General features: G+C 39.4%; 22 protein-coding genes and 1 pseudogene. 10 read left to right on the plus strand and 13 right to left on the minus strand.

Annotation, left to right across the window (positions count from 1 at the left end):
- The 7 genes from U1E44_RS11105 (at position 1) to U1E44_RS11135 (ending at position 6087) form a co-directional block, all read left to right on the plus strand.
- Entirely contained in the window at positions 1 to 498 is a 498-nt protein-coding gene (locus tag U1E44_RS11105) for an RNA polymerase sigma factor (protein WP_322931158.1), read from the plus strand.
- Positions 485 to 1045: a hypothetical protein gene (locus U1E44_RS11110; protein ID WP_322931159.1), complete on the plus strand. Its 561-nt coding sequence runs from the start codon at positions 485 to 487 to the stop codon at positions 1043 to 1045. Before U1E44_RS11105 ends, U1E44_RS11110 begins: the two co-directional genes overlap by 14 nt.
- A 77-nt stretch (positions 1046 to 1122) precedes the next feature.
- On the plus strand, positions 1123 to 2589 hold the full coding sequence (locus U1E44_RS11115; protein WP_322931160.1) for a lipopolysaccharide biosynthesis protein: 1467 nt from the start codon (positions 1123 to 1125) through the stop codon (positions 2587 to 2589).
- On the plus strand, positions 2580 to 3014 hold the full coding sequence (gene dut, locus U1E44_RS11120; protein ID WP_322931161.1) for a dUTP diphosphatase: 435 nt from the start codon (positions 2580 to 2582) through the stop codon (positions 3012 to 3014). The genes U1E44_RS11115 and dut overlap by 10 nt, the downstream gene beginning before the upstream one ends.
- 127 nt (positions 3015 to 3141) lie before the next feature.
- On the plus strand, positions 3142 to 4068 hold the full coding sequence (locus U1E44_RS11125; RefSeq protein WP_322931162.1) for a tetratricopeptide repeat protein: 927 nt from the start codon (positions 3142 to 3144) through the stop codon (positions 4066 to 4068).
- The gene (gene lolB1, locus U1E44_RS11130) at positions 4068 to 4856 is read left to right on the plus strand and encodes a lipoprotein insertase outer membrane protein LolB1 (RefSeq protein ID WP_322931163.1); all 789 of its coding nucleotides are present in this window, start codon (positions 4068 to 4070) and stop codon (positions 4854 to 4856) included. Before U1E44_RS11125 ends, lolB1 begins: the two co-directional genes overlap by 1 nt.
- 1 nt (position 4857) lies before the next feature.
- A complete protein-coding gene (locus tag U1E44_RS11135; RefSeq protein WP_322931164.1) occupies positions 4858 to 6087 on the plus strand; it encodes a murein hydrolase activator EnvC family protein in 1230 nt (409 codons plus the stop codon).
- Between the two features lie 172 nt (positions 6088 to 6259).
- Here U1E44_RS11135 and U1E44_RS11140 read toward each other — a convergent pair whose 3' ends face one another.
- The 9 genes and pseudogenes from U1E44_RS11140 to U1E44_RS11180 form a co-directional block, all read right to left on the minus strand.
- The gene (locus U1E44_RS11140; protein WP_322931165.1) at positions 6260 to 6412 is read right to left on the minus strand and encodes a hypothetical protein; all 153 of its coding nucleotides are present in this window, start codon (positions 6410 to 6412) and stop codon (positions 6260 to 6262) included.
- A 6-nt stretch (positions 6413 to 6418) separates the two neighbouring features.
- A complete protein-coding gene (locus U1E44_RS11145; protein WP_322931166.1) occupies positions 6419 to 7261 on the minus strand; it encodes a virulence RhuM family protein in 843 nt (280 codons plus the stop codon).
- 52 nt (positions 7262 to 7313) lie between these two features.
- A pseudogene (locus tag U1E44_RS11150) lies at positions 7314 to 7669 on the minus strand (four helix bundle protein).
- A gap of 305 nt (positions 7670 to 7974) precedes the next feature.
- Complete coding sequence (locus tag U1E44_RS11155; RefSeq protein WP_322931168.1) at positions 7975 to 8817, minus strand: BRO-N domain-containing protein; 843 nt, start codon at positions 8815 to 8817, stop codon at positions 7975 to 7977.
- 43 nt (positions 8818 to 8860) lie between these two features.
- Positions 8861 to 12838: an Eco57I restriction-modification methylase domain-containing protein gene (locus U1E44_RS11160; RefSeq protein ID WP_322931169.1), complete on the minus strand. Its 3978-nt coding sequence runs from the start codon at positions 12836 to 12838 to the stop codon at positions 8861 to 8863.
- Between the two features lies 1 nt (position 12839).
- Positions 12840 to 13976, minus strand: coding sequence for a PDDEXK nuclease domain-containing protein (locus U1E44_RS11165; RefSeq protein WP_322931170.1), 1137 nt, complete (start codon positions 13974 to 13976; stop codon positions 12840 to 12842).
- A gap of 20 nt (positions 13977 to 13996) precedes the next feature.
- A complete protein-coding gene (locus tag U1E44_RS11170; protein ID WP_322931171.1) occupies positions 13997 to 15004 on the minus strand; it encodes a hypothetical protein in 1008 nt (335 codons plus the stop codon).
- A gap of 4 nt (positions 15005 to 15008) precedes the next feature.
- Positions 15009 to 15206 carry a helix-turn-helix domain-containing protein gene (locus tag U1E44_RS11175; RefSeq protein WP_322931172.1) on the minus strand — a complete coding sequence of 66 codons (198 nt, stop codon included), beginning with the start codon at positions 15204 to 15206 and terminating at the stop codon, positions 15009 to 15011.
- 48 nt (positions 15207 to 15254) lie between these two features.
- Positions 15255 to 15449 carry a hypothetical protein gene (locus U1E44_RS11180; RefSeq protein WP_322931173.1) on the minus strand — a complete coding sequence of 65 codons (195 nt, stop codon included), beginning with the start codon at positions 15447 to 15449 and terminating at the stop codon, positions 15255 to 15257.
- A gap of 87 nt (positions 15450 to 15536) precedes the next feature.
- Between U1E44_RS11180 and U1E44_RS11185 the strand changes: the two genes are divergently transcribed.
- Positions 15537 to 16373, plus strand: coding sequence for an aldo/keto reductase (locus U1E44_RS11185; RefSeq protein WP_322931174.1), 837 nt, complete (start codon positions 15537 to 15539; stop codon positions 16371 to 16373).
- Between the two features lie 18 nt (positions 16374 to 16391).
- Here the strand turns inward: U1E44_RS11185 and U1E44_RS11190 are convergent, their stop codons facing one another.
- Positions 16392 to 16904, minus strand: a complete 513-nt coding sequence (locus U1E44_RS11190) for an acyl-CoA thioesterase (protein ID WP_322931175.1) — start codon at positions 16902 to 16904, stop codon at positions 16392 to 16394.
- A gap of 60 nt (positions 16905 to 16964) precedes the next feature.
- A complete protein-coding gene (locus tag U1E44_RS11195) occupies positions 16965 to 17912 on the minus strand; it encodes an HU domain-containing protein (protein WP_322931176.1) in 948 nt (315 codons plus the stop codon).
- 105 nt (positions 17913 to 18017) lie between these two features.
- On the opposite strand from U1E44_RS11195, the gene dprA reads away from it, so the two are divergent.
- Positions 18018 to 19121, plus strand: a complete 1104-nt coding sequence (gene dprA, locus U1E44_RS11200; RefSeq protein ID WP_322931177.1) for a DNA-processing protein DprA — start codon at positions 18018 to 18020, stop codon at positions 19119 to 19121.
- 159 nt (positions 19122 to 19280) lie between these two features.
- Here the strand turns inward: dprA and trpS are convergent, their stop codons facing one another.
- On the minus strand, positions 19281 to 20249 hold the full coding sequence (gene trpS / locus U1E44_RS11205; RefSeq protein ID WP_322931178.1) for a tryptophan--tRNA ligase: 969 nt from the start codon (positions 20247 to 20249) through the stop codon (positions 19281 to 19283).
- Between the two features lie 73 nt (positions 20250 to 20322).
- On the opposite strand from trpS, the gene U1E44_RS11210 reads away from it, so the two are divergent.
- On the plus strand, positions 20323 to 21066 hold the full coding sequence (locus U1E44_RS11210; protein WP_322931179.1) for a lysophospholipid acyltransferase family protein: 744 nt from the start codon (positions 20323 to 20325) through the stop codon (positions 21064 to 21066).
- A 75-nt stretch (positions 21067 to 21141) separates the two neighbouring features.
- Here the strand turns inward: U1E44_RS11210 and U1E44_RS11215 are convergent, their stop codons facing one another.
- Positions 21142 to 22656 carry an outer membrane beta-barrel protein gene (locus U1E44_RS11215; RefSeq protein WP_322931180.1) on the minus strand — a complete coding sequence of 505 codons (1515 nt, stop codon included), beginning with the start codon at positions 22654 to 22656 and terminating at the stop codon, positions 21142 to 21144.
- Positions 22657 to 22665 lie beyond the last annotated feature (9 nt).

Consider the following 22665-nt stretch of genomic DNA (forward strand, 5'->3'; position numbering starts at 1 on the left):
ATGAGTAAAGCTAAACATCAATTTGAAGAAGTTTATCAGGCCAATTACCCAAAGGTAGTCCGTATGTGTATGGGTTATGTTAATGGCGATGAGGATTTGGCAAAGGATTTGGCGCAGGAGGTTTTCATAAAAGTGTGGGAGCACCTGCCCAAATTTAGAAATGAATCGTCCCTATCGACATGGATATATAGAATTACTGTCAACACATGCTTAATTCAACTTCGGATTAAAAAGCGCACGGTTAGCATGGAACAGTTCGATGTTCCCGGAGAGGAAACTGACGAAAGGCAGGCATCACGGGAAAATCAATTAAAGCAGTTATATGCATGTATCGCCAAACTACCGGAAGAAAGTAAGAGCATTGTTTTATTGGAACTAGAAGGGCTTCCACAGAAAGAAATAGCCTTAATAACCGGACGCTCTTATGAAGCCGTTCGGGTAAGATTACATAGAATTAAAAACAGTTTAACTCAATGTGTACAAGATGACAACATTTGACAACTTAAAATACCAATGGGGAAATCAATCTTCTCCCGAAACGCCAATAGATGGGGCAAAGCAAATCGCTAACAAAATTAAAACGCTAAGAATAAGGCAATGGACAACCATCGCCATTATCTCTATTACAGTACTGGTGCTGATAGGCTTTTTCTTTTATATTTCAGCGTATATGGTACCTATAGTGACGATTGGACTTTTACTAATGATTATTCCCTTGATTTTTAGAGTAGGGTTAGAGGGTTTTAGCATCAAAACTTTGGAAAAAATAGATGTCTCAATCGATACAAGCCATTTTAGAGATCGAATTGTACAGTATTACAAAAGTAGAATGGTCGTTCATTTTATTGCAACACCTATTATTTTCGGAGTTTACATAACCGGTTTTATTTTGTTAATGCCTAGTTTTAAAGCCAATCTATCTTCGGGATTTTATACTTATATTCAAATTTCCTCGGTAGTAGTGTTATTGGCATTGGCATTTATAATTGCTCAAACCATTAAAAAGGAGATTCAAATTCTAAAAAACCTTCAGCACAAGGTGTAGCAGGGTAATTTTTGAAAATAGGATTTTTTTGTTCACGCTAATTAAATACCTACTTTTAGGCACCAATTGAACGCGAATTGAATCCCTTAAAGAACCTTTTTAAACAAACCTTTATTTATGGTTTAGCAACTGTCTTACCCAGGATGCTTTCGTTTCTGTTACTACCTTTATATACTTCCGTATTGGAAACGGCAGGTTATGGAGAAGTTTCAGTAATATTTGCGTGGTTTGCCATTTTTAATGTGGTATTGGCTTATGGAATGGAAACGGCGTTTTTCCGGTTCTATCACAGTGCTGAGCGCAAACCAAGGGTGGTTTCCACCTCCTTGCTATCCATTTTAGCAACCACAACTCTATTTACAGGTTTAGTGTTGCTATTTCAATATCGCATTGCCAATGTTACCCATATTGAAGTGGCCTACATACGCTATGCTGTATATATATTGGCACTAGACGCCCTTGTCATCATTCCTTTTGCATGGCTAAGAGCCAATGGAAAACCAATGCGGTATGCCTTGGTGAAAATTTTGAACGTAACCATTTACCTCGGGCTTAATGTTTTTTTCCTTCTTTTGTTGCCCAAAATGATAGAAGATGACCAGAGTGGTGCGCTTAGTGGACTGTACAAACCCAATTTTGAAATCTCGTATATTTTTATTTCTAATTTAATAGCCAGCGGGGTTACTTTGATATTCATGTTGCGTTTGTATATTAGGCGACCGTATGTGTTTGATGTTGTCTTGTGGAAAAAAATGATGAAATATGCCCTACCGGTTTTAGTGGCCGGAATGGCATTTACCGTAAACGAGGTTTTTGACCGTATTTTACTTTCCAAATTGCTACCCGAAGATGTTGCAGAAAGTGAAATAGGAAAATATGCAGCCTGTTATAAGTTAGCACTATTTATGACCCTCTTTGCTACTGCTTTTAGAATGGGAATAGAACCCTTCTTTTTTAGTCATGCCTCTACCGAGCATCCGCAAAAGGCCTATGCCCAAATTACCAGTTATTTTGTAATATTGGGAAGTGTTATTTTATTGGGCGTGGTGGTTTTTGCCGATGTGTTAAAACTCATTTTTATACCAAATCCCGATTATTGGGAGGCCATGTCCGTAGTGCCTATGATTGTTTTAGCCAGCTTCTGCTTGGGCATTTATCACAACTTATCGGTTTGGTACAAGGTTACCGATCGGACGCATTTTGGGGCTTATATTTCCCTCATTGGTGCTATTATTACTATAATTATTAATTTTGTATTTATTCCCTATTTCGGCTACAAAGCTTCTGCAGCGGCCACTTTGGCAGCTTATGCAGTAATGATGTTGCTTTCCTTCTTTTTTGGACGCATCTATTATCCCGTCCCGTATAATCAAAGAAAGATTTCATTTTACCTTGGTGTATCTATTCTCTTTTCTGTGCTGTCCTTTTATGTTTTTGATCGTAATTTGGTAATAGGAAGTCTTATTTTTGCACTTTTCTTGGGACTTGTATATAAAATGGAAAATGAAAAGTTAAAAAAAATATTCTTTAAAAAATGGAGATAAAAGTAACAAACGTGTCAGGCAATGCCCTTCCCCACTATGAAACATTGGCCGCTGCCGGAATGGATGTAAGAGCCCATCTGGATGCCCCAATCTCTTTGGCACCCTTAGCGCGTGCTGTAGTGAAAACCGGACTTTTTATAGAGTTGCCCTTGGGGTATGAGGCGCAAGTACGCCCCAGAAGCGGTTTGGCCGCAAAAAACGGTATTACAGTACTAAACGCCCCCGGCACTATAGATGCCGATTACAGGGGTGAAATTGGGGTAATCTTAATCAATTTATCAAATACCGAAGTTGTAATAAACCACGGAGAACGTATTGCGCAATTGGTCATTGCCAAGCATGAGCGTGCCACTTGGATACCGGTTACTGAATTGTCGGCCAGCAGCAGAGGCCAAGGCGGGTTTGGGAGCACCGGAAAGAAATAGTACCGAATGTATCCTTTTTTACGCCGATTCTCTTAATTTTATGTGATCAAGGCTACGCTAATAAAGAATTGGTTTTATCTTTGAGTAGGTATTATTAGGAACGATTTTTGTAAGATCCTATTTCGCTATGAATCACGTCGTATTTGTAAGATTTCTTTACCTATCCATAGTATTCTTTACCCCATTCCTTAGAGGGCAAGAACAATTGATGGAGCAGGCAAGTGCTGAGGTGTTTCTAGAAGAATATAACGATGTGTTTCAAGATAAATTCTTTGAGGCCTTAAAACAAAAAGGCATAGAAAATCATGACCGTGCCATTCATCTTTTATTAGAATGTAAGGCCATAGACGGCACAAACCGTGTGCTAGATCATGAATTGGCCAAGGCGTATGCTCAAAACAAACAGTATGCAGCGGCAGAAGACTATGCGGTAAAAACCTTACTCTCAGAGCCCGAAAATATGTGGTATCTTAATACCTTGGTAGAAATAATGCAAAAGCAAGGAAAACCTTTGGAGTCTATCCAAAAAGACATTCCGTTTACGAACGCCCAATTGCAGGAAAATCTGGCTCTTATTTACTACCGACAGCAAAATTTTGAAAACGCACTACTTATACTAAAAGGTATAAAAAAATCGAGTTTTACAGAAGAACTCCAAGCAAAAGTGACGCATGCTTTAGCCGAAACAGACGCTTCTTCCGAAAAAAAGAAACCCCGAAGTGCGGAACTTACCGATAATCCGGTGGATGCCTACAAGACAAGGCTCCAAACGCTGATTCGCAACGGCGATTTTAGTACGCTGCAGAAAGCAAGTCAGGAAGCCTTAGAAACTTTTCCTGTACAGCCTTTTTTTTACTATGCCAACGGGCTAGCCTTAAATAAGGCCGCCAAACCCGAAGAAGCCATTGCAATGCTCGAGACTGCCTTAGGGTATTGGGTAGAAGACAACATGCTTTTGGAGACCATTTACAGTGAGTTGATCATCGCCTATGAAGCCATTGGGAATACGGTAAAAGCAAATGCATATCGCACTAAATTAAAATCGGGATCATAATGATGCAAGCTGCTAGATTTTGGAATCGAAGTTGGATTTTTCTTGTATTCGCTTTTTTTGCACTTAGCGCCTGTACCTCCAATAAAGTAATGCGAGACGGAACCATTAACGAACGATTGTCCACGAAAGCCATTGTGCGCAACCACTATGCCAATGAACTTAATTTTAAAACCCTCAGTGGGCGTATGAAAATAGACTATTCTGACGGGGCGTCTTCACAGGGCGTAAGTGTTTCCCTTAGGATAGAAAAGGATAAAGCGATTTGGATTAGTGCGCCGCTAGGCATGGTTAAGGCATACATTACCCCAGATCGTGTTTCTTTTTACAATAAGCTGGAAAACGAATATTTTGATGGCGATTTTTCCTATCTCAGCGCTATGCTGGGCACGGAGCTCGATTTTCAGAAAGTTCAAAATGTGCTACTAGGGCAGGCCTTATTCGATCTTAGAGAGGACAAATTTGCAGTAGAAATAAGTGAGGGGAACTATCAACTTAAACCCATCAACATAAACCAGCTTTTTAAAGCACTGTACCAAATAGAACCCACCCATTTTAAAATGGCGTCGTTGGTATTGGCACAACCTTTAAAAAATAGGATGTTAGAAATACAGTATAAAGACTATCAGAAAATAAACCAAAGAATAGCCCCTAGCGATATTAAAATAAATGCCTTGAATGGCAGCACACAAAGTACTATTGAACTAACGTATCGGAATTTGGAGTTTAACAAACCGCTGAGTTTTCCCTATAGTATACCAAAAGGTTTTAAAGAAATATCATTAAACTAAAATGTTACCTAAAGCAAGCTATATTACCTATTTAGTGATTATTAGCTTATTCATGTGCCAAATACTGGTGGGGCAAACCAGTGAACAAAAAGCACTGGAAAGTAAACGAGAACGTTTGCAACAAGAGATTAAAGATATCAATAGATTGTTGTTTGCCGAGAAAAAGGAAAAAGGGAATGTACTAGATCAAATGGAGGCGCTAGATCAGAAGCTCCATGTGCGCGAACAGCTTATACGGGTTACCAATGAACAAGCGAACATTCTGAGCCGACAAATAAACACCAACATTCGCAATATTTCTAAGCTCAGAGAAGATCTGGAAACCGCTCGAGACGATTACGCCACCATGATTCAGCGTTCGTATCAAAACAGATCTCAACAAAGTAGACTTATGTTTCTGTTGTCTTCAGAAAGTTTTTTACAAGCCTTTAAACGGTTGCAGTATATGAAACAATATGCCCAATACCGAAAAGAACAAGGGCAATTGCTGGCTCAAAAAGCAGAAGAACTATCGCAATTAAACCAAGAACTTTCCACCCAACGAAAAGATAAAGAACGTTTAATGGCCGAAAACATGCTGGCTAAAAAGGAGATGCTAACCGAAAAGGAGACCCAAAAGCAATTATTAAATACCATAAGGAAAAACGAAAGTAAGTATAGTAGTGCCATTCAGAATAAACAAAAAGAAGCAAAAAAAATAGAGCAACAAATAGAAGCCCTTATACGGAGTGCCATAGTTTCTTCAAACAAAGCATCGGGCAATACGTCATCTAGCAATAGTGTATTTGCCATGACACCGGAAGCCTCTCTTGTGGCCACTAATTTTTCTGCCAATAAGGGCAAACTTATATGGCCGGTAGAAAAAGGCATTAAAAGTCAGGGTTTTGGGGTGTATAATGATAAGGTGTATCCGGGCATTAAACACGAAAGTAATGGTGTTATTATTGCTACAGATGCCGGTTCTAAGGCGCGCGCTATCTTTGAAGGGGAAGTTATTGCAGTATTAGCAGTACCCGGAGGGAACCGTGGCGTACAAATAAAACATGGAAATTTTATAAGTACGTACTACAATCTTTCTAATTTGTATGTTAAAAAAGGGGATAAAGTATCGGCAAAGGCAGAGCTTGGAGAAATATATACCAATCGGTCTAACGGACTGACCCAACTCAAATTCTATTTGTATCAAAACACTACTCGACTAAATCCGGAAGATTGGTTGTTTCAGCTTTAGGTGGATTAGTAGGGCATTTAATTCAGAGCGGTGAAGTTTTGTAGAAGAACGGAACCTAAAGGTGTCATGTTGCGTATTTTCCACTACACATTGCTTAAGATGATTTTAAAGTTTCTTAAAAGCATATTTGGGGTTCTTATCTTTTTGTTTTCATTTCACTAAAACCATATACTTATTTTTTCTTCTTCGCTTTTTCTTCAATATTTTTCAAACTATCAAGATAATTTTTCTCAGCCTCGCTTAATGTTTTGGCTTGATACTTTTTGTATTCTGTTGTTGCCTTTTTAACGGCTTGCTGATGGCTAATCTTGCCTGCATCTAACAATAAGTTTTAGCCACTCATGGTTAAAATACGGTCCAGATGTGCTGCCCAATCATGCATGGTCATGGCTTGCTCTCTTTCGGCTTGTCGTTCTGCAAAATCCAAATAACCCGAAACGATTTGTCCCAATGCCCGCAGTTCCTTTTCGTCTAAATAATTTTTGGCTATTACCACATCCTTTAAATACGGCCGATCTCCCGGAAAGTTCATTAAACCCATAAACTCCTTATCGGCATCTGCCCGGTTAAAAATTACCTCAGCAGCTGTATGACCATGCACGGCATAATGGACTTTGTTTTGTACTTTCTTAAAAAAGGCAATAGATACCTCGGCCTTGGGATCGTAATCTAAACTGGTGGCATAGATGTCTAACACCTGGCGATAAAAAACTTTTTCCGATGCGCGAATGTCGCGTATGCGTTGCAGTAGTTCCTTCCAATACCCGCCACCACCTAGGTTTTTCAGACGTTCATCATCCATGGTAAAGCCTTTTCGGATGTATTCGTTTAGGCGTTTGGTGGCCCAAATTCTAAATTGCGTGGCCATTATGGAGTTGACACGATAACCTAGAGAAATAATCATATCCAAGTTATAATGTTTGGTATTATAATTTTTACCGTCCGCTGCAGTTCGTAAGAATTTCTTACCAACTGAATTTTCCTGCAATTCGCCTTCTCTGAAAATGTTTTTGATGTGTTGTGTAATGCCAGGCCGTTCTACTCCATAAAGACTTGCTAACTGATCTTGAGTAAGCCAAACATCATTTTCGTTTAAGCGTACATCAACCGAAACTTGTTCATCCGCTGTTTTGAAGATGATGAACTCTGAATTATTTTTTGGATCAATGCTCAATGGTTACTTATTAATTATTCATTGTTAATTGTTACTTATTAATTGTTAATTATTAATTGGTAATGTTGGCTTTAGTCGATTTTATGATGCTCGTGAGCAACTTAAGAATTTCAAGGGCGTCCATGCTTATACTTTCAAATTCGGATAGGCTTAAATAGTCTGTTTCTTTTAGTAATTCCAACCCATACATACTTTCATTTTTTTCTGTGCAATAGCCATTTTGTGAATAAAATCTTTTTTGGTTTCAGCGTGTTCCGCTTCTCTTACCATTGCTCCCACACTAGTGCCAGAGCGCAGCAATTGTTTACTCATCACAAACTCCTTCTTTTCTAAAATCAAGAATTTATACAACTTTACAACCCGAACCGCAAATGCAAAACTCTTTTCTTTTACTACATTTTTTCTCATTTACTATTCCCATTTATCATTAACCCTTAACAATTAACGATTCACCCTTAACCATTCACCATTAATTCATCGGCTTAATCATTCGTTCTATAAACACCACCTCCGCTGCACTCAATTGGTATTTTTTGTACAACTGCCGGTCTATTTCAGGAATGGATTTTAGCGTTGGTATTTCTATTCGTTTAATGTGTTTTCTAATGTCGTCTAAAATTCGTTTTCGTTGTTGTAATTATAGAATGGAACGGCAACTTGTGCTTTGACTCTTTTAGCAAATTCCTGAATACGTTTATCATATAAAAGTGCCACTATTCTATTTTTTTATTTTTAGGTGGCAAAGTATTTTTTGCACTGATTTTAGATACTACTTTTTTGCCTGTTTTTTCCTCTATTTCTTTTCGAGTATTGCCTGCTATTGTGCCACCTTGATTGGCTATTTTTTTATTCTCTGCAAAGGTTTTGGGTTTCTTTTCTTTGCTTATCTCGGTGGTTGTGGCCTCGGCTAACATATTAAGCACCAATTCAAGATTGGTCATATTGTCTCGAAGATTTTCCTTTTTAAGATTTTTAAAGTTTTTGTACTGTTTTATCGAAAAGCCACTCCAAGCCTTGCTGATTTCATCGGTAAGGATGGCATATTCCTGTCCTTTTTTTACATCTCTATTTTCCCACTCATCCGTCAGCTCTTTTCGTACTTCTATGCTTTTTAGCCGTTGGTTTATCCATGCTTTGCTGTATCCCTTTTTTAGGTAGGTTTCCATCAAGCGGTCTATTCCTATTTCCGGGTCTTCTATCTCATCTATACGTTCACGGGCTACTTTGGCTATCCACAGTTTAAAAGGTTCTGCCTTGGGCGAGGGTACGCTTTGTATGAGGCGAAATAATTGCTCTGTATCGGCTACATCGGTAAGTCGCATTTTGCCATCGGCTGCTTGCATTTTCAACTGGTGACTATTTGTCACCGTTTCATTTCCTTCCACCTTTAACCGTTCCTTAAGTTTATTCCAATATTTTCGAGCTTTTTGAAAATCATCTTGTTCGGTGAGTATGGCAATAATATCGACAATAGAAAAATACCATTTTTCTTCCTCCTCATTCCAAGCGGTTCTTACTTTTTTATCTTCAAATAGTTTGATGGCTGTTTTTTTCATGCATCTATTTTTTTATCTGGTAAAAATCATGGGTTACTTTCTTTTACCCCATCGGCTTGATCATTCGTTCTATAAACACCACTTCTTCCGCGCTCAATTGGTATTTTTTGTACAACTGCTGATCTATTTCAGGAATGGATTTGGTCCAATCAATATCTGAGTTGGGAGTAAAGTCTTGTAGTGGTATATTTTTCCAAACTGCTTTTTTATTGTCTTGGGTTACTTTTAAGGTTCCTAATAATAACCTAAGAAACTTTGATTTGATATACTTCAAAAGATTTTCTGCCTCAACTTCTGTTTCAAATGAACCTAAGCTTATAAATGTTTGATTGTGACCAATGTTAGGTTCTGCTGTCAATGGTGTAGAAAGTTTTTCGCCCAAACTGCCTGTCCCGTTTGATTTAGGTAATATGACTTTATATTTTTCTAAGTTATCGTGCTTATCAACGTATTCTTTTTTTATCCAATAATATACACGCTCATTGTTTATTCTACCAAGAATTTGGATATAACTACTGCTATCGTTTGGCCTATTTTCAAAAAAGAAATCATTTAACTTCTCAAAAATATTTGTAGTTAAATCATAAGTATGTCCTTTGCTCAATCTGTCCTTAACATCTTTATTCTTAGCATGTAATTTTTTACTAAGTCTATAGCTTTCAGGAGCAAAAACTATTTGGCTGAGTGATTTAAAGTTATTCTTTTTAACCTTTTCTAAAATGTCTAACACTTCATCATGGGGCGAAAAGTCACCAATAACTCCAAAATCATTTTTTGCATCTCTAAATGTGACTGCAACACCTCCTTTGATATCCACATTTGGGAAGACTTTCGTACTATCGCTTTCGTACCAAATGACTTTGAAATGCTTATCGCTAAGTATTTTTTTGTTCCAATCTTTTGGAGTCTTACCTGCATTAAATAAAAACCTACCTGGTGTAATGAAGGAAACTTTATCTGAAATACGGAAAGAAATATCATAAAAGTGATTATAAATTGGCATATCACTTGTATTCTCACTTGAATCCTGATAAGGCGGATTTCCTACGATTGCGTTAAATTTCATGTCGTTGTTGTTATTTGCTTTCCAATACGTTTGTCCTTTTTTGATTTTTGCAATAAACTTTTCGGGACGTTGGGTAATTTGTCGCACCATGTCTTCAAAATAGTGCGTGTTTACATTAGCTGCTCTAAAACCTACCAAGGTGCGTTTGGTAATGCTTTTTGCCATGGGGGTTTTGCAGAGTACAAACACATTTTCTGCTACGGTTTTGTCCCATAATTCTTGCTGTTGCTCCACCGTGAGCGTGTTGGGTGCTGCCGTTGGATATTGTTCCTTGATACGGTTTCTGAAAATGGAATACGCCACATACAAAGGATACAAACCCGATTTGGAGTTGATTTCTAAAATACGGGCATCCGTAGCAAACACCTCTTCGGTTACTTCACCTTGCGTAACATATTTGGGTTGGGAGATGGTTTTCTCACGGTTTTCATCCAAAAAGACATAACCGCCCAAACAATCACCTAAGTGCATGTTCACCACACGCCAAGGGGTCAAAACAGTCTCCTTGTCTGGATTTCTAAAGGTGCCAAAAATGTGGGTAATACGCTCTATGCGTTCTTCAATGGTCACGTGGTCGGTGGCACGAGCCAAAGCTCTGATGCGTTTGCCTGCCGCCCGAAAAACGTCTGGCTCGTAGTACTTTTTGAACTTTTTAAAAGTGGCTTTATCAACGCCTTTGGGCATAAATTCTTCCCAAGATTGATTATCCACCAAATCCGTAAAGTTGTCTATGGATATTTCGGTTTCTTCGTTTTTTACATCCGCACCGTAAATCAATAAAGGCATACGAATAGAAATGCCACGAAGAATTGAAACTGCGGTGTCGCGCATTTTTTTCTGTTCTTTGTAGCGCTCTAAAAGTTCATTCTCTACGGGACTGAGTTCTTTTTTCTTCTTCTTTTGGGCTTGTTCTATTTGTTCGTAATCTTCCTCTGTAAAGCCCTGCTTGTTTATTTCTATGTCTTTGCTCTTCGGCATGGCTTTGGTGCTGCCAATCACTTTTTTAAGTCCATTGAATTCCTCCACTTCTACATCATCCAATTGCATCAATTGGTCACGGTTGTACAGATGCTGGTCTTCAAAGCCATTGTTTACCACCCGCTCGATATAAACTTTCTTGAGCTGTTCGAGCATTCCGTTCACGTCATAATCCCTCATGCGAGAACCGTCAAAGGCGATAATGGGACAGAAGTTCAGGAACTCACCCATAATCTTACGGTCCTCGCCTGTGGTCTTTCCTGCTTTGGCAGAAACTTTAGCCGTTTCAGCAATGACTTTCAGTGTTCGGTCAGGAGCAAAGTCAAAAACAAAGCACTCTTCCTTTACTTTACCGTTAATAGTAGCTGGTGTTTGCACCCTAAAAATGGTTTGCATGTAAGCAGAAGCAGAAGTATTGTGTGAGCCTGAAAGCATAAAAACAGCCGTCCAAGCTTTTACAGAAACGCCCGTGGTTAAACGCCCACAAGAAAGCGTAATGGTGTAAGTTTCATGCGGATTGTCGCCAATGGCTTTTTCTACTTTTTTAAGGGCTTCTTCATTGGCCTCTTCTTCATCACCGTCACCCGCCACATTCACAATGTCAAATTGACCAAAAACAGGATGTGTTTTTAGCATGGCACTCAATGCTTTTGCCTCTTTTACGCCCGGCACCATCCAAAGCGAATGCCTGAAATTATCGCGATATGCTTCTGTTGAATAGGGATAATTACTTTCAGCATCGGATTTACAAATGAGGTTTAAAAATGAAAACACATCCTTCTCATGAAGAAAATTTCCTGTTTCATTTACCCTAAAAAACTCACGGAAATTGAACGCTACTTCTTCGTCAATATAGCCGTGTAAGAGTTTTCCAAGATCGTACGTAAAAATATTGAGCTTTGGAAGTGAAGCATAAGGGTTTGGGTCGCCAAAGTGAATGTTGTCCCAATCGGCTTTGGCTTTTTGCTCCATCACGTAATCCCAAGTATAGATTTCTTCTTCTTGGTAATTGTCGAGCAAATTGAAAGGGGTTCCTGAAAGGTGCAACACCTTTGTATTTTCTTTTTTAAGCTCTCTAAGCACATTTGTTCCTAGTTCAGTTTGTGTGCCTTCATGCGCTTCATCTACAATCACAAAATCCCAAGTTGTTCCAAAGATTTCATCATTTTTATTGAAATTGCCACCCACCAATTCCGAACCTCTAAGGTCTTGCATGGATGCAAAATAGATGTACTTGGAATTTCCTTTTTTACAGTCTTTTTCAAGCGTAGTAAACTGATTGCCTTGATTTTTTGAACCATACGAATACTGTGGCGCATCATAGAATATTTTCCCAAAGTCTTCAAACCAACCCTTATCCACCACAGGGCGATGCGTTAAAATCAGCGTTCGGGTAAAATCGTGGTCTTTGACCACTTGCAGCGCAGAAAGGGTTTTTCCAAAACGCATTTTCGCAAACCAAAGCATTTCGTTGCTTTTTTTGAACTGCTTTATGGTTTTTTCAATGGCTTCTTTTTGTTCAGGTCTAAATAAAATTGGGTTTTGTGTTTCTGAAACTTCACTGGCATGAAGCGAATCTTTCCCCTCTTTTACTGCCGTGATTGCTTTTTTAACGGTTTCTAAATCGGTTATAAACCACTCATTGGCTTTGTTTTTGGAGTCAAAGATTTTCTTTTTTACCCCCGAACGAGTCAACACACTATGAACCTCATGGTCTGAAAAGGCCTTTAGTCCATTTTTATCATTAAAGATTGTCAGTTCGGTATAAAGCAAGTCATAGGCAATCCCCGCTGTTTGGGTATATTGGTCTATACGCTTTTTGGCTGCTTTATTCAGTGCTTTGCTGTTCGGTTCAAGTCCCCAAATATTCTCGTTATCAGATGTTGCTTCTCCTATTTTCAAACAACCGCTATGGGCAGCATCATTGATGCGGAACACATAGATTAGCTTTAATTTTAAGGTTGATGTGAGTTTCATTTTACTTGGTAGCTCGTTTTAATTCGGTTAGTAAGAACTGTTTGAGGTCTTCCTTTTGAGGTAATTTCAGGAGGTATTTAGAAACAAAGAGTTGGTTATCCATACCCGCAGTAGCATACTCTACCAGTTTTTCTCCCTTTTCTGTGCAAAGCAAAATCCCTACGGCTGGGTTGTCTGAAGGTTCTTGAACCTCACGATTGAAATACGCTACATAGGTATTGAGTTGCGATAGATGTTCATGTTTAAAAGCATCTACCTTAAGTTCAACAATTACATGGCATTTCAATATGCGGTGGTAAAACACCAGATCGGCAAAATAGTATTGGTCATCAATCAAGATCCGTTTTTGTCTTGCTTCAAAACAAAATCCATTTCCTAATTCTAAAATGAAGGCTTGCAGATGAGAAAGCAATGCCGTTTCCAACTCCTTTTCTTCAACCAAACTTTGTGTTGGAATGTTAAGAAAATCAAACAGATAAATGGACTTAACAGCTTCGGTAGGAGATTGAGGCGTAATTTTGTTTTGTAGCTTTTGTAAAGCATTTTCTGTATGCTCACTTAATTCTACTCGCTCATAGGTTAAGCTGGTAATTTTTTGCTTCAGTCCAGCTACGGATAAGGTGCTTTTAATGATTAGCCATTCATAGAATTGTCTTTTGTTTGGGTCTTCAATTTTCAGCAATTCTACAAAATGTGAAAACGAGATTTTTTGAAGTAGGTTTTGAATATACTCTGTAGAAACTTCAGATTGGTCAGGCGGTGTCTGACTAATTGCAAAAGATTGATTTTCAGCGAAAAATAAAAAGTCAGAGGACAACTGACTTTTTTGAATGGGTAAGAAATGTTGTATTTCATTTCTAATCTGTGTACCTAAAAATGCATAGTTCTGATAAAATTGTCGAGCCAATTTTAGATTGGTTTCGCTTAAGCCCTTTTGGTTGAGGTGTTTTGCTAAATTTTTTATCAATTTTGAACCATATTCAGCTCTATCCGATCCAATTTGTTCGTATTCCACAATGAAATATCCAATCAACCAATTCCTAAGTGTAAGCAATTTATTAATCGACCTTATAGCTTGATGTTGTAAAGCTTTGTTGGTTTCGGCTATTTTTAGCGATAAGTGATTAAAATTATTCATTGCAATAATTCGTAAAAAGATTATTTATGTAACAAATCAATGAACCTGATTTTTCTGCCCGTTTTTCCTGTTTTAGAATCCTTGTTAGACCAATCCTTTAGTAAAGCATAAGTGCCGTTATGTTTACGGATATTAGCTTTTTCGCAACCTTCGCAAAAAGTGTGTTTGGTCTCCGTTTCTCCAAAAAGATTTACGCTTGTCTCTGTTTTATGCCCGCAACTGTTTGGAATTACACCTTTCAGTCCATCCATTTGCCATACATTCCAAGAAATAATGTAGGCTATATATTGAATTGATTTTAGCAATGGCTCTTTGTCAAATTTTACCGTGTAGTTTTCAATGAATGTGGCAAGCATAGCTTCTCTTGCAAGCAGCAAGCTATCGCCTTGCCATTCGAAAGCATAGGTGTTTTTATAAGCGGTTTGTGCTGCTTTAAGCCAATCACCTGTCGTATCCACATTTTCGTTTATGACTCTCAGTTTACGGTCTAAAATCCCAATTCTATTTTGGATAGGAATGAATGCTCCTGTTGTACTATCATATCGACTTGTGATGTACGGCGCTTCTCCGCAAGCAATTTCTAGTCGAGTATCTCTCACATAGCCATTCCAAGTTTTCCCCTTTGGAAAAGTGATTTTATCCGTGTTTACTTCCCAACCTTTAGTTCCATCAGACAAGGCTTTTTCTTGATTGAAAACGCCTTCTTTTCCAAACCAAGCATTATCGATTAGATTGTTTTGGGCATTGCAAATCCATGAAGGGGTAAACACTTCAGCCATTTCCTTGGATCTGGACTGTTGCAAAACCTTGTCTTTATGCACTCTTGGCATGATGATATTGCCATTTTTTCCTGTAATTAACTCTGGAAGGATATAAGCATCCGAATTGTATGGCGCTCCGAGATGTTCGTAGTTGTTTGTAGCCCAATAAATATTGTTTTGAGTCGTATGATCACGAAGTACTATTTCGAGTACATCAGGGTACTGCGCAACCAATTCATTTTCTAATATGTCGATTCCTGTTCGCACCCGTTTAATTTTCTTTATTGGACTTCAAAAGTTCCTTTACATCAATTTCAAGGATATTCGCTATTTCAAAAAGGATTTCAAGTCTTGGTTGTTGCCTGTTTTGCACATAGCCGTTAACCATGTTGTAACTCTTTCCGAGTTTCTCAGCCAACCAAGTTTGTTTAATTCCTTTTTCTTCAAGCACTTCCTTTATTCGGTTCATATCCGTATAAATTTAAGTCGCTAAAATAGCCCAAATTTTCCATTTATCTCATTTTTCAATATACTTTTCGTTCGTTTCATTGTTGGTCTGTTCTAGCGTCTGCCGTATCCTATGCCCTATGCCATCAAGAGAAACCCTATGCCGCATCAAAAGAAACCTCCTTCGATCTTTCCCGTTTATGAAAATGGTGTTTGGGTGCTTATAGCCCATGGTATTTTTAACCGATAATTTAGCCTCCTTCAATTTGAAAAAAATTCGCTAAAATATTATTCAAGTTTAACCTATTATGCCCTATATTTAAGGAAATTTACAATATAAAATTAGTAAACTATGCAAAACATATCCGATGTTAAAGGAACTTTCACCTTGCACAATGGCGTACAAATGCCGTATTTCGGTCTGGGAGTTTACCTTTCAAAAGACGGACAAGAAGTAGTAAATGCGGTACGATGGGCCTTAGAAGCAGGATACCGACATGTGGATACCGCAGCCATTTATAAAAATGAAGAAGGGGTTGGGCAAGGCATTCGTGAAAGTGCCGTGCCACGAGAGAATATTTTTGTGGTGAGTAAGGTGTGGAATACGGATCAGGGTTATGAAAATACACTAAAGGCGTTTGAAGCGAGTTTAGAGCGTCTACAGCTCGATTACCTCGATCTGTATCTAATTCATTGGCCTACTAAAGGAAAATACAAAGAAACTTGGAAGGCCCTAGAGCATTTGTACGCCCAAAAGCGAATAAGAGCCATTGGAGTTAGCAATTTTATGCAGCATCATTTGGAAGATTTGATGGATTCTGCCAAAATTACACCTATGGTAAATCAAATGGAATTTCACCCTTATTTGGTACAACAAAATCTCATTGATTTTTGCCAAAAACATCAAATTCAATATGAGGCCTGGTCGCCGCTGATGCAAGGTAACATTTTTAAGGTGCCGGAAATTAAAGCCTTAGCGGTAAAATATCAAAAAAACGAAGTACAGGTTGTATTGCGGTGGGATCTTCAAAAAGGCATCGTAACCATCCCTAAATCAGCACAAAAAGAACGAATTATTTCCAATGCGGACATATTTGATTTTGAACTTACTGCGGAGGATGTAAGTCTTTTAGAAGGCTTAGACAGAGGTCAGCGCTTTGGTCCGGATCCTGATAATTTCGATTTTTAAACCTACAAAAGAGAACTTTTAGTCCATGAAAAGCGCCCTTAGTTCGGTGGCATCATGCGGCTTCATCTTTCCGGCAAGTACCAAGCTTAACTGTTTTCTGCGCAAGGCGGCGGCATAGCGTTCTTTCTCAAGATCGGTTTCGGGGATAAGTTCGGGTACCTGTGTGGGATTTCCTTTTTCATTTACCGCAACAAACGTATAAATAGCTTCATTGGCTTTGGTTCGCTCCCCATTGAAACGATCTTCCATCCACACATCAATAAAAACCTCCATAGAGCTTGTAAACGCCCTGGAAACGGCCGCTTCTACCGTAACCACGCTGCCCAAAGGAACGGCTTTATTAAAGGCGACATGGTTTACCGATGCGGTTACCGTAATACATCTGCTATGCCGACGTGCGGCAATGCTTGCGGCTCTATCCATCCGCGCCAACAACTCACCTCCAAATAAATTATTCAACGGATTCGTTTCACTGGGTAGCACCATATCGGTCATTATGGTTCTGGACGCACTAGGGGTCTTAGGTTGCATAAGCTCTTATTAAGGGTAAAAATAGGGCCGCCTTTACGACCTGAAAAGATGCTCCGGAAATTATTTAACAGATAACATCCACGCTTCGGGTGATTCTTCTTGTTTAACGTTGCGTAAAAAGGCTAATGCTTCCTTAACCTGATCAAAACTATCGTAAATGACCATGTGTAAACCATACGTATTAACGCCTACATACGCCGCATTATATCCTTTCTGACGCAATTCTTGTACCTTTTTATCGGCATTCTCTTGCATTCGGAAGGCTCCGGCCACAATTTGATGCGCACCTAATGTGTTTTCTTTAGTAACTTCGATTGTTAACGAAGGTAGTTCTAAAGGAATTTTATTAAAGAAAGTGGCCTCTTGTATGGTTTTAGACACCTTTTGTTGCGCTTCCTGTCGCGCAATCATCGAAGTCGTTGTGTTTTGGTTGTAAATACGATATCCTGTAAAACCCAATGACAAGGCCAACAATAACACTGCAGCGTATTTTAAATACGGTCGTACAGACCATTGTCTGCGCTCTTCCGGGGTGAAGGTAAACGGGATTTTCTCTTCCAATTCCAGAACTTCCTCTTTCAATACCTCCCGTTGTACAGGAGTGGCTCTAAAGGCAGCTAAACCAAAAGAAGATGTAAGGTAGTTTACTTGATTGGAGGGCTGAAACTGAATTTTCCCCTCTTTCGTAAGCCATAATTCCCCAATATTGTCCCATACCAATCGGTTTCCGTCTTGTAGTTGCTGTTTCCATTGTTTAGCCCGTACTACTACATCTTTAAGAACCTCGTCAAAGGGTTTATTTTCTTCCGAAGCCACATAAGAAACTAGAAGACCGTCGTTAGAGGAAAGCTGTTCGTTAAATGACAGGGTCTTGCTCGGAGGGTATAGCGTATGGGTCGCTTCGTGTAGCACTGCTGACTTATGTTGCGCCAAAAACGCACCAAAACCAGGCACTACCACACAATTATAGCGGTATAAAAGTTCTTCTATTGATCGTTGAATATCCATCACTACAAATATCAAACAAATTTACAGGGACTCAAAATGCATCACCTAACTTTTTATTAACATAATATTTTGTGTATTTTGTGAACAACTAAGCGTACTTCACAAATGACCCAAAATGAATTAATTGCCACGTTGCGACTGCAACATATTCCTCATATTGGAGCTATAACAGCCAAAAAACTCATTGCCCATTGCAGGAGTCCCAGTGCTATTTTTGAAGAAAAAACACACCATCTCATAAAAATCGACGGAATTGGCACAGCCATGCTGAGAGACCTTCATCATGAAAATCATTTGAAAGCCGCCGAGGCAGAATACCACTACATTGTGAACAATGACATTGCATATACCTATTTTCAAGATGCAGCATATCCGAAATACCTAAAACATTGTATAGACAGTCCGATTCTGATGTTTAAAGCCGGCAACATAGCCATTAACGAAAAAAAGATGATAAGTATTGTAGGAACGCGAAACATAACGAGTTATGGCACTGCTTTTTGCGAAGATTTTATTGCAGATTTGGCATGGCTAGATCCGGTTATTATTAGCGGTTTTGCCTATGGTGTGGACATTTGTGTGCAGAAAGCTGCCTTAAAACACGGATTGCAAACTATAGGTTGCTTGGCACATGGCCTAAATCAGATCTATCCAAAAACGCACGCAAAATATGTGGCCGATGTAGAAAAAAACGGTGGCTTTTTTACCGAATTTTGGAGCACGAGCAGGCCCGAAAGAGAAAATTTTTTAAAACGAAATCGCATCATCGCGGGCATTAGCGAAGTAACTGTAGTGATAGAATCGGCAGAAAGAGGCGGAAGTTTGGTTACTGCAGATATCGCCAACAGCTATAATCGCGATGTATTTGCCGTTCCCGGTAGAACTCAAGATAAATTTAGCGTGGGTTGCAATAATCTGATAAAACAACAAAAAGCACAATTGCTTACCAGTGCAGCAGATTTAATTTATATGATGGGGTGGCAATTGGAGAAAAAAGAAACCAAAACAATACAAAAACAATTATTTGTAACCTTAGATGATACCGAAAAAGACATCTATTCCTATTTGCAAAAGGAAGGCAAACAATTGTTAGACAGCATCGCCTTAGCGTGTAATTTGCCCGTTTTTAAAGTCTCTTCTACGCTTTTAAACATGGAAATGAAAGGCGTAGTACGCCCATTGCCCGGAAAATTATTTGAAGCTATCTAAAATTTTTAGACCAAGTGGTTTGCAAGACCATTATAAAGATAGATCAGTGCTATAAATTGTCCCTTTTATCGCCGAAATATACGACTTAACCCCTGCGTTACCTTTCAACGAAATACCTAAGGCTACATTAAACCGACCATTAGGTATTTTTAAAGCGCCTCAATACCCCAGTTTAGATCGCACCCTTGCCAACACCTCATCGGCCACTTTTTTAGCCTTTTCGGCACCCAAGCTAAGTGCCGTATCTACTTCCTCTAAATGATTCATATAGTACTGAAACTTCTCGCGGGCTTCCCCGAATGTGTCTAGCACCACTTCAAATAAAGCTTGTTTTGCATGACCATACCCATAATTGCCCTTTTCGTAGTTAGCTCTCATGGCGGCCACTTGATCTTCCGAAGCTAAAATCTTATACAGCGCAAAAATAGTGTCTGTATCGGGATTTTTTGGGGCCTCCATGGGCGTACTGTCCGTAAGGATTCCCATAATTTGTTTGCGCAGGTTTTTATCCGTCTGAAAAAGATCGATAGTGTTGCCTTTACTTTTACTCATTTTTTCGCCATCGGTTCCCGGGACGTACATAGTGCTGTCTTGTATTTTAGCGTTGGGCAACACGAATACGTCGCCCAATTGGGCATGGAAACGGGAGGCAACATCTCGAGTCATTTCCAAATGCTGTAATTGATCTTTCCCCACCGGAACAATATCAGCATCGTACAATAAAATATCGGCCGCCATGAGCATGGGATAGGTAAAAAGTCCGGCATTCACATCTTCTAGCCTATCGGCTTTATCTTTAAAGGAGTGTGCCAGCGTTAGGCGCTGATATGGAAAAAAGCAACTTAAATACCACGCCAATTCCGTTACTTGCGGCACATCGCTTTGCCTGTAAAACACAGTTTGTTCAATATCCAAGCCAAAAGCCAACCACGTCGCAGCAGTGGCATAGGTGTTTTTGCGCAGTTCTTCCCCGCTTTTTATTTGGGTAAGCGAGTGCATGTCGGCAATAAAAAGAAAGGAGTCGTTCTTAGGGTCTTTGGCCATTGCTATGGCCGGAATGATTGCCCCCAATATATTTCCTAAATGCGGCGTTCCTGTACTTTGTATGCCGGTAAGTATTCGTGCCATATCCTAAGATTAAATAAAAGGTCAAAGGTAAAAGAAATCTGAAAGCAGTTGCAAATTTGTTACTTTTGATTTTATGAGTTCACTTTTAAAAACCGTAGGCTGTATTTTATACCGAATTTGGTTCTATGTGTTAGTAGCGCTCCCTATCGTGTTATTTTTTCCATTATTAGTCTTTTTAACGCTTTCCGAAAAATGGTATCCACAATTCTTTTGGATGGCACGAAATATTTGGGCAAATACTATTTTATACGGAATGGTATGTTTTCCTAAGATAACACGCGAACAAAAGCTTATAAAAGGGAAGAGCTATATGTTGGTAGCGAACCATACCAGCATGTTAGATATCATGCTGATGCTTAAAGTAAGTAAAAATCCTTTTGTTTTTGTGGGGAAAAAAGAGTTGGTGCGTATCCCTATTTTTGGTTTTTTTTACAAACGCGTATGCATATTGGTAGATAGGGAGGATAGTAGAAGTAGAACGGCTGTTTATCTGCGAGCACAACGGAGGTTGAATCAAGGTTTAAGTATTTGTATATTCCCCGAAGGAGGTGTGCCCGATGGTGATATTCTGTTAGACGAATTTAAAGACGGTGCTTTTAAAATGGCTATAGCACACAAAATACCTGTGGTGCCTATTACTTTCTACGATTGTAAAAAGCGTTTTCCTTTTGGCTGGTTCTCCGGAGGCCCGGGAAAAATGAGGGTTACCGTACATTCGTTTTTAGAGACCGCTACCCTTTTGGTTACCGACAAAGGGGATTTAAAAGAAAAAACACGTGACGTTATACGAAATGCGTTGCTAATTGGGCGGCTATAAAAGAAAACGCCCCGCTGGAACCGCAGGGCGTTTAAGGCACTATTGCACGTGGCAATAAGCTACCTAACCAACCTCTTAAAACCTATAATTAATACCGCTGTACACCCCAATGGAAAATGGATTGAAACTGCCTGCTGTTTCCGAAAAAGTATTGAGTTGATATTTAAAAATGGGCTCCACATTTACACGCAATTGGGGCGTAAACTTGTATTGCATTCCTATGCCAAAATTGGTGCTAAAATTTACGTTGTTAAGATTGTTTGCCTCCCCTACCTCGGTTTGAATTTCTGTAGATTCAAGGGAGATCGCATTATTGGTTAAAAAAAGTGAACTTACCCCTCCTATCACATGCAGCCCAAATTTACGGTCTACCAGTGCATACGTAAGCTCTAAAGGAACCTCTACATAACCGAATTGTTGTTCCATGCTGGCATTTCGTGATGTTTCAAGGGCATTAACTCCCACCACATCGGCATTGGCCTGGGTAGACAGCCCATTGGGAGCTGCCGTTTTGCTGGAAATGGAAATATTGCGAGAAGCTAATGCATAGTTAATATTGTCTATAAGTGCATTTGTACTGGGATCCATAACTGCCGTAAAGGACACGTCGTTGGTGTTATAACTGTAATCAACTTTATGAATGCCCGAACGCACGACCACTTTTTTGCTGAGTTCATACGAAACAACCACTCCATAACTTAAGTTGGTCTTACCTGTTTTAGAGTTTGTTGCAAAATTAGAATGAATAGGCGACCCTTCGCCTGTGGCACTAAAAAAAACAGGAGCCACACTAGGCCCTACAGACCATTTATCTGAACGATTCTTCGCTAAGGCTTCTTCTTTCTCTTTTTGCTGTTGTTCAATTTCCTCAAAAATAGATTTTTTAGGAGGTTGTACCCCTTTTTCTTCTGCTTCTGCTGCCGCTACCGCATTCGTAGACCGCCCCTCTGGTTGCAATCGAGCCTCTTCTAACCTTTGTTTCGTTTGGTTTGTTTCACTTTGGATGCCGTCTTCTTGGGCTACGGCAGTGTTGTTTTCCGTAGCCTTTAGGTTCATAGTTGCAGAAGGATTACCCACAGCAGCGTTATCCTCTGTTGTGGGCGTCGTCGTTAATGAAGCAACAGCCGGTCTTTCACGTTCAACAGCTTTATTGGAAGTTATCTCGGAGGTTTTCGCCTTAGGCAAGGGTGTCGCCATTTTTTGTGTTCGATTAGAACTCGCTTCTTCGTCCTCGGTTTGGGCAGCAGGGGCTTTAGTGTCCACTACGGCATCTGTAGCCGCATGCGGTAGTTCAAAGGGCTTTTCTTCCGCTTCTTTTAACCGCTCTAGCGTCTTTTCCTTGGTGTCTTCTTGGTTTGTAATGGTATTTTCCGCTGGTTTTTGGGTGTTTTCCAGAGGGTTCCATAGAAACCATCCCAAGAGCAATGCCGCCGCAACACCTCCTAATTGCCACCATATCGGAATTATTTTTCTCGATTTTTTACGCTTATCTAAAGAGACGGCTATGGCCTGCCAAACTTTTTCGTCCGGAACGTCCTCATAGTCTTTAAGTTTCTCCCGAAACAAATCGTCTATACTTTTTTTGTTCATTTTAAAATG

Origin of the sequence: Aurantibrevibacter litoralis, assembly GCF_034651555.1 — a bacterium.
GTDB lineage: Bacteria > Bacteroidota > Bacteroidia > Flavobacteriales > Flavobacteriaceae > Aurantibrevibacter > Aurantibrevibacter litoralis.

Coding starts and splice junctions, on each gene's coding strand:
- U1E44_RS11185 (WP_322931174.1), top strand. CDS start 15,537: ATGCAAAACATATCCGATGTTAAAGGAACTTTCACCTTGCACAATGGC.
- dprA (WP_322931177.1), top strand. CDS start 18,018: ATGACCCAAAATGAATTAATTGCCACGTTGCGACTGCAACATATTCCT.
- U1E44_RS11215 (WP_322931180.1), bottom strand. CDS start 22,656: ATGAACAAAAAAAGTATAGACGATTTGTTTCGGGAGAAACTTAAAGAC.
- U1E44_RS11165 (WP_322931170.1), bottom strand. CDS start 13,976: ATGAATAATTTTAATCACTTATCGCTAAAAATAGCCGAAACCAACAAA.
- U1E44_RS11175 (WP_322931172.1), bottom strand. CDS start 15,206: ATGAACCGAATAAAGGAAGTGCTTGAAGAAAAAGGAATTAAACAAACT.
- dut (WP_322931161.1), top strand. CDS start 2,580: ATGGAGATAAAAGTAACAAACGTGTCAGGCAATGCCCTTCCCCACTAT.
- U1E44_RS11190 (WP_322931175.1), bottom strand. CDS start 16,904: ATGCAACCTAAGACCCCTAGTGCGTCCAGAACCATAATGACCGATATG.
- U1E44_RS11135 (WP_322931164.1), top strand. CDS start 4,858: ATGTTACCTAAAGCAAGCTATATTACCTATTTAGTGATTATTAGCTTA.
- lolB1 (WP_322931163.1), top strand. CDS start 4,068: ATGATGCAAGCTGCTAGATTTTGGAATCGAAGTTGGATTTTTCTTGTA.
- U1E44_RS11155 (WP_322931168.1), bottom strand. CDS start 8,817: ATGAAAAAAACAGCCATCAAACTATTTGAAGATAAAAAAGTAAGAACC.
- U1E44_RS11110 (WP_322931159.1), top strand. CDS start 485: ATGACAACATTTGACAACTTAAAATACCAATGGGGAAATCAATCTTCT.
- U1E44_RS11210 (WP_322931179.1), top strand. CDS start 20,323: ATGAGTTCACTTTTAAAAACCGTAGGCTGTATTTTATACCGAATTTGG.
- trpS (WP_322931178.1), bottom strand. CDS start 20,249: ATGGCACGAATACTTACCGGCATACAAAGTACAGGAACGCCGCATTTA.
- U1E44_RS11105 (WP_322931158.1), top strand. CDS start 1: ATGAGTAAAGCTAAACATCAATTTGAAGAAGTTTATCAGGCCAATTAC.
- U1E44_RS11125 (WP_322931162.1), top strand. CDS start 3,142: ATGAATCACGTCGTATTTGTAAGATTTCTTTACCTATCCATAGTATTC.
- U1E44_RS11160 (WP_322931169.1), bottom strand. CDS start 12,838: ATGAAACTCACATCAACCTTAAAATTAAAGCTAATCTATGTGTTCCGC.
- U1E44_RS11195 (WP_322931176.1), bottom strand. CDS start 17,912: ATGGATATTCAACGATCAATAGAAGAACTTTTATACCGCTATAATTGT.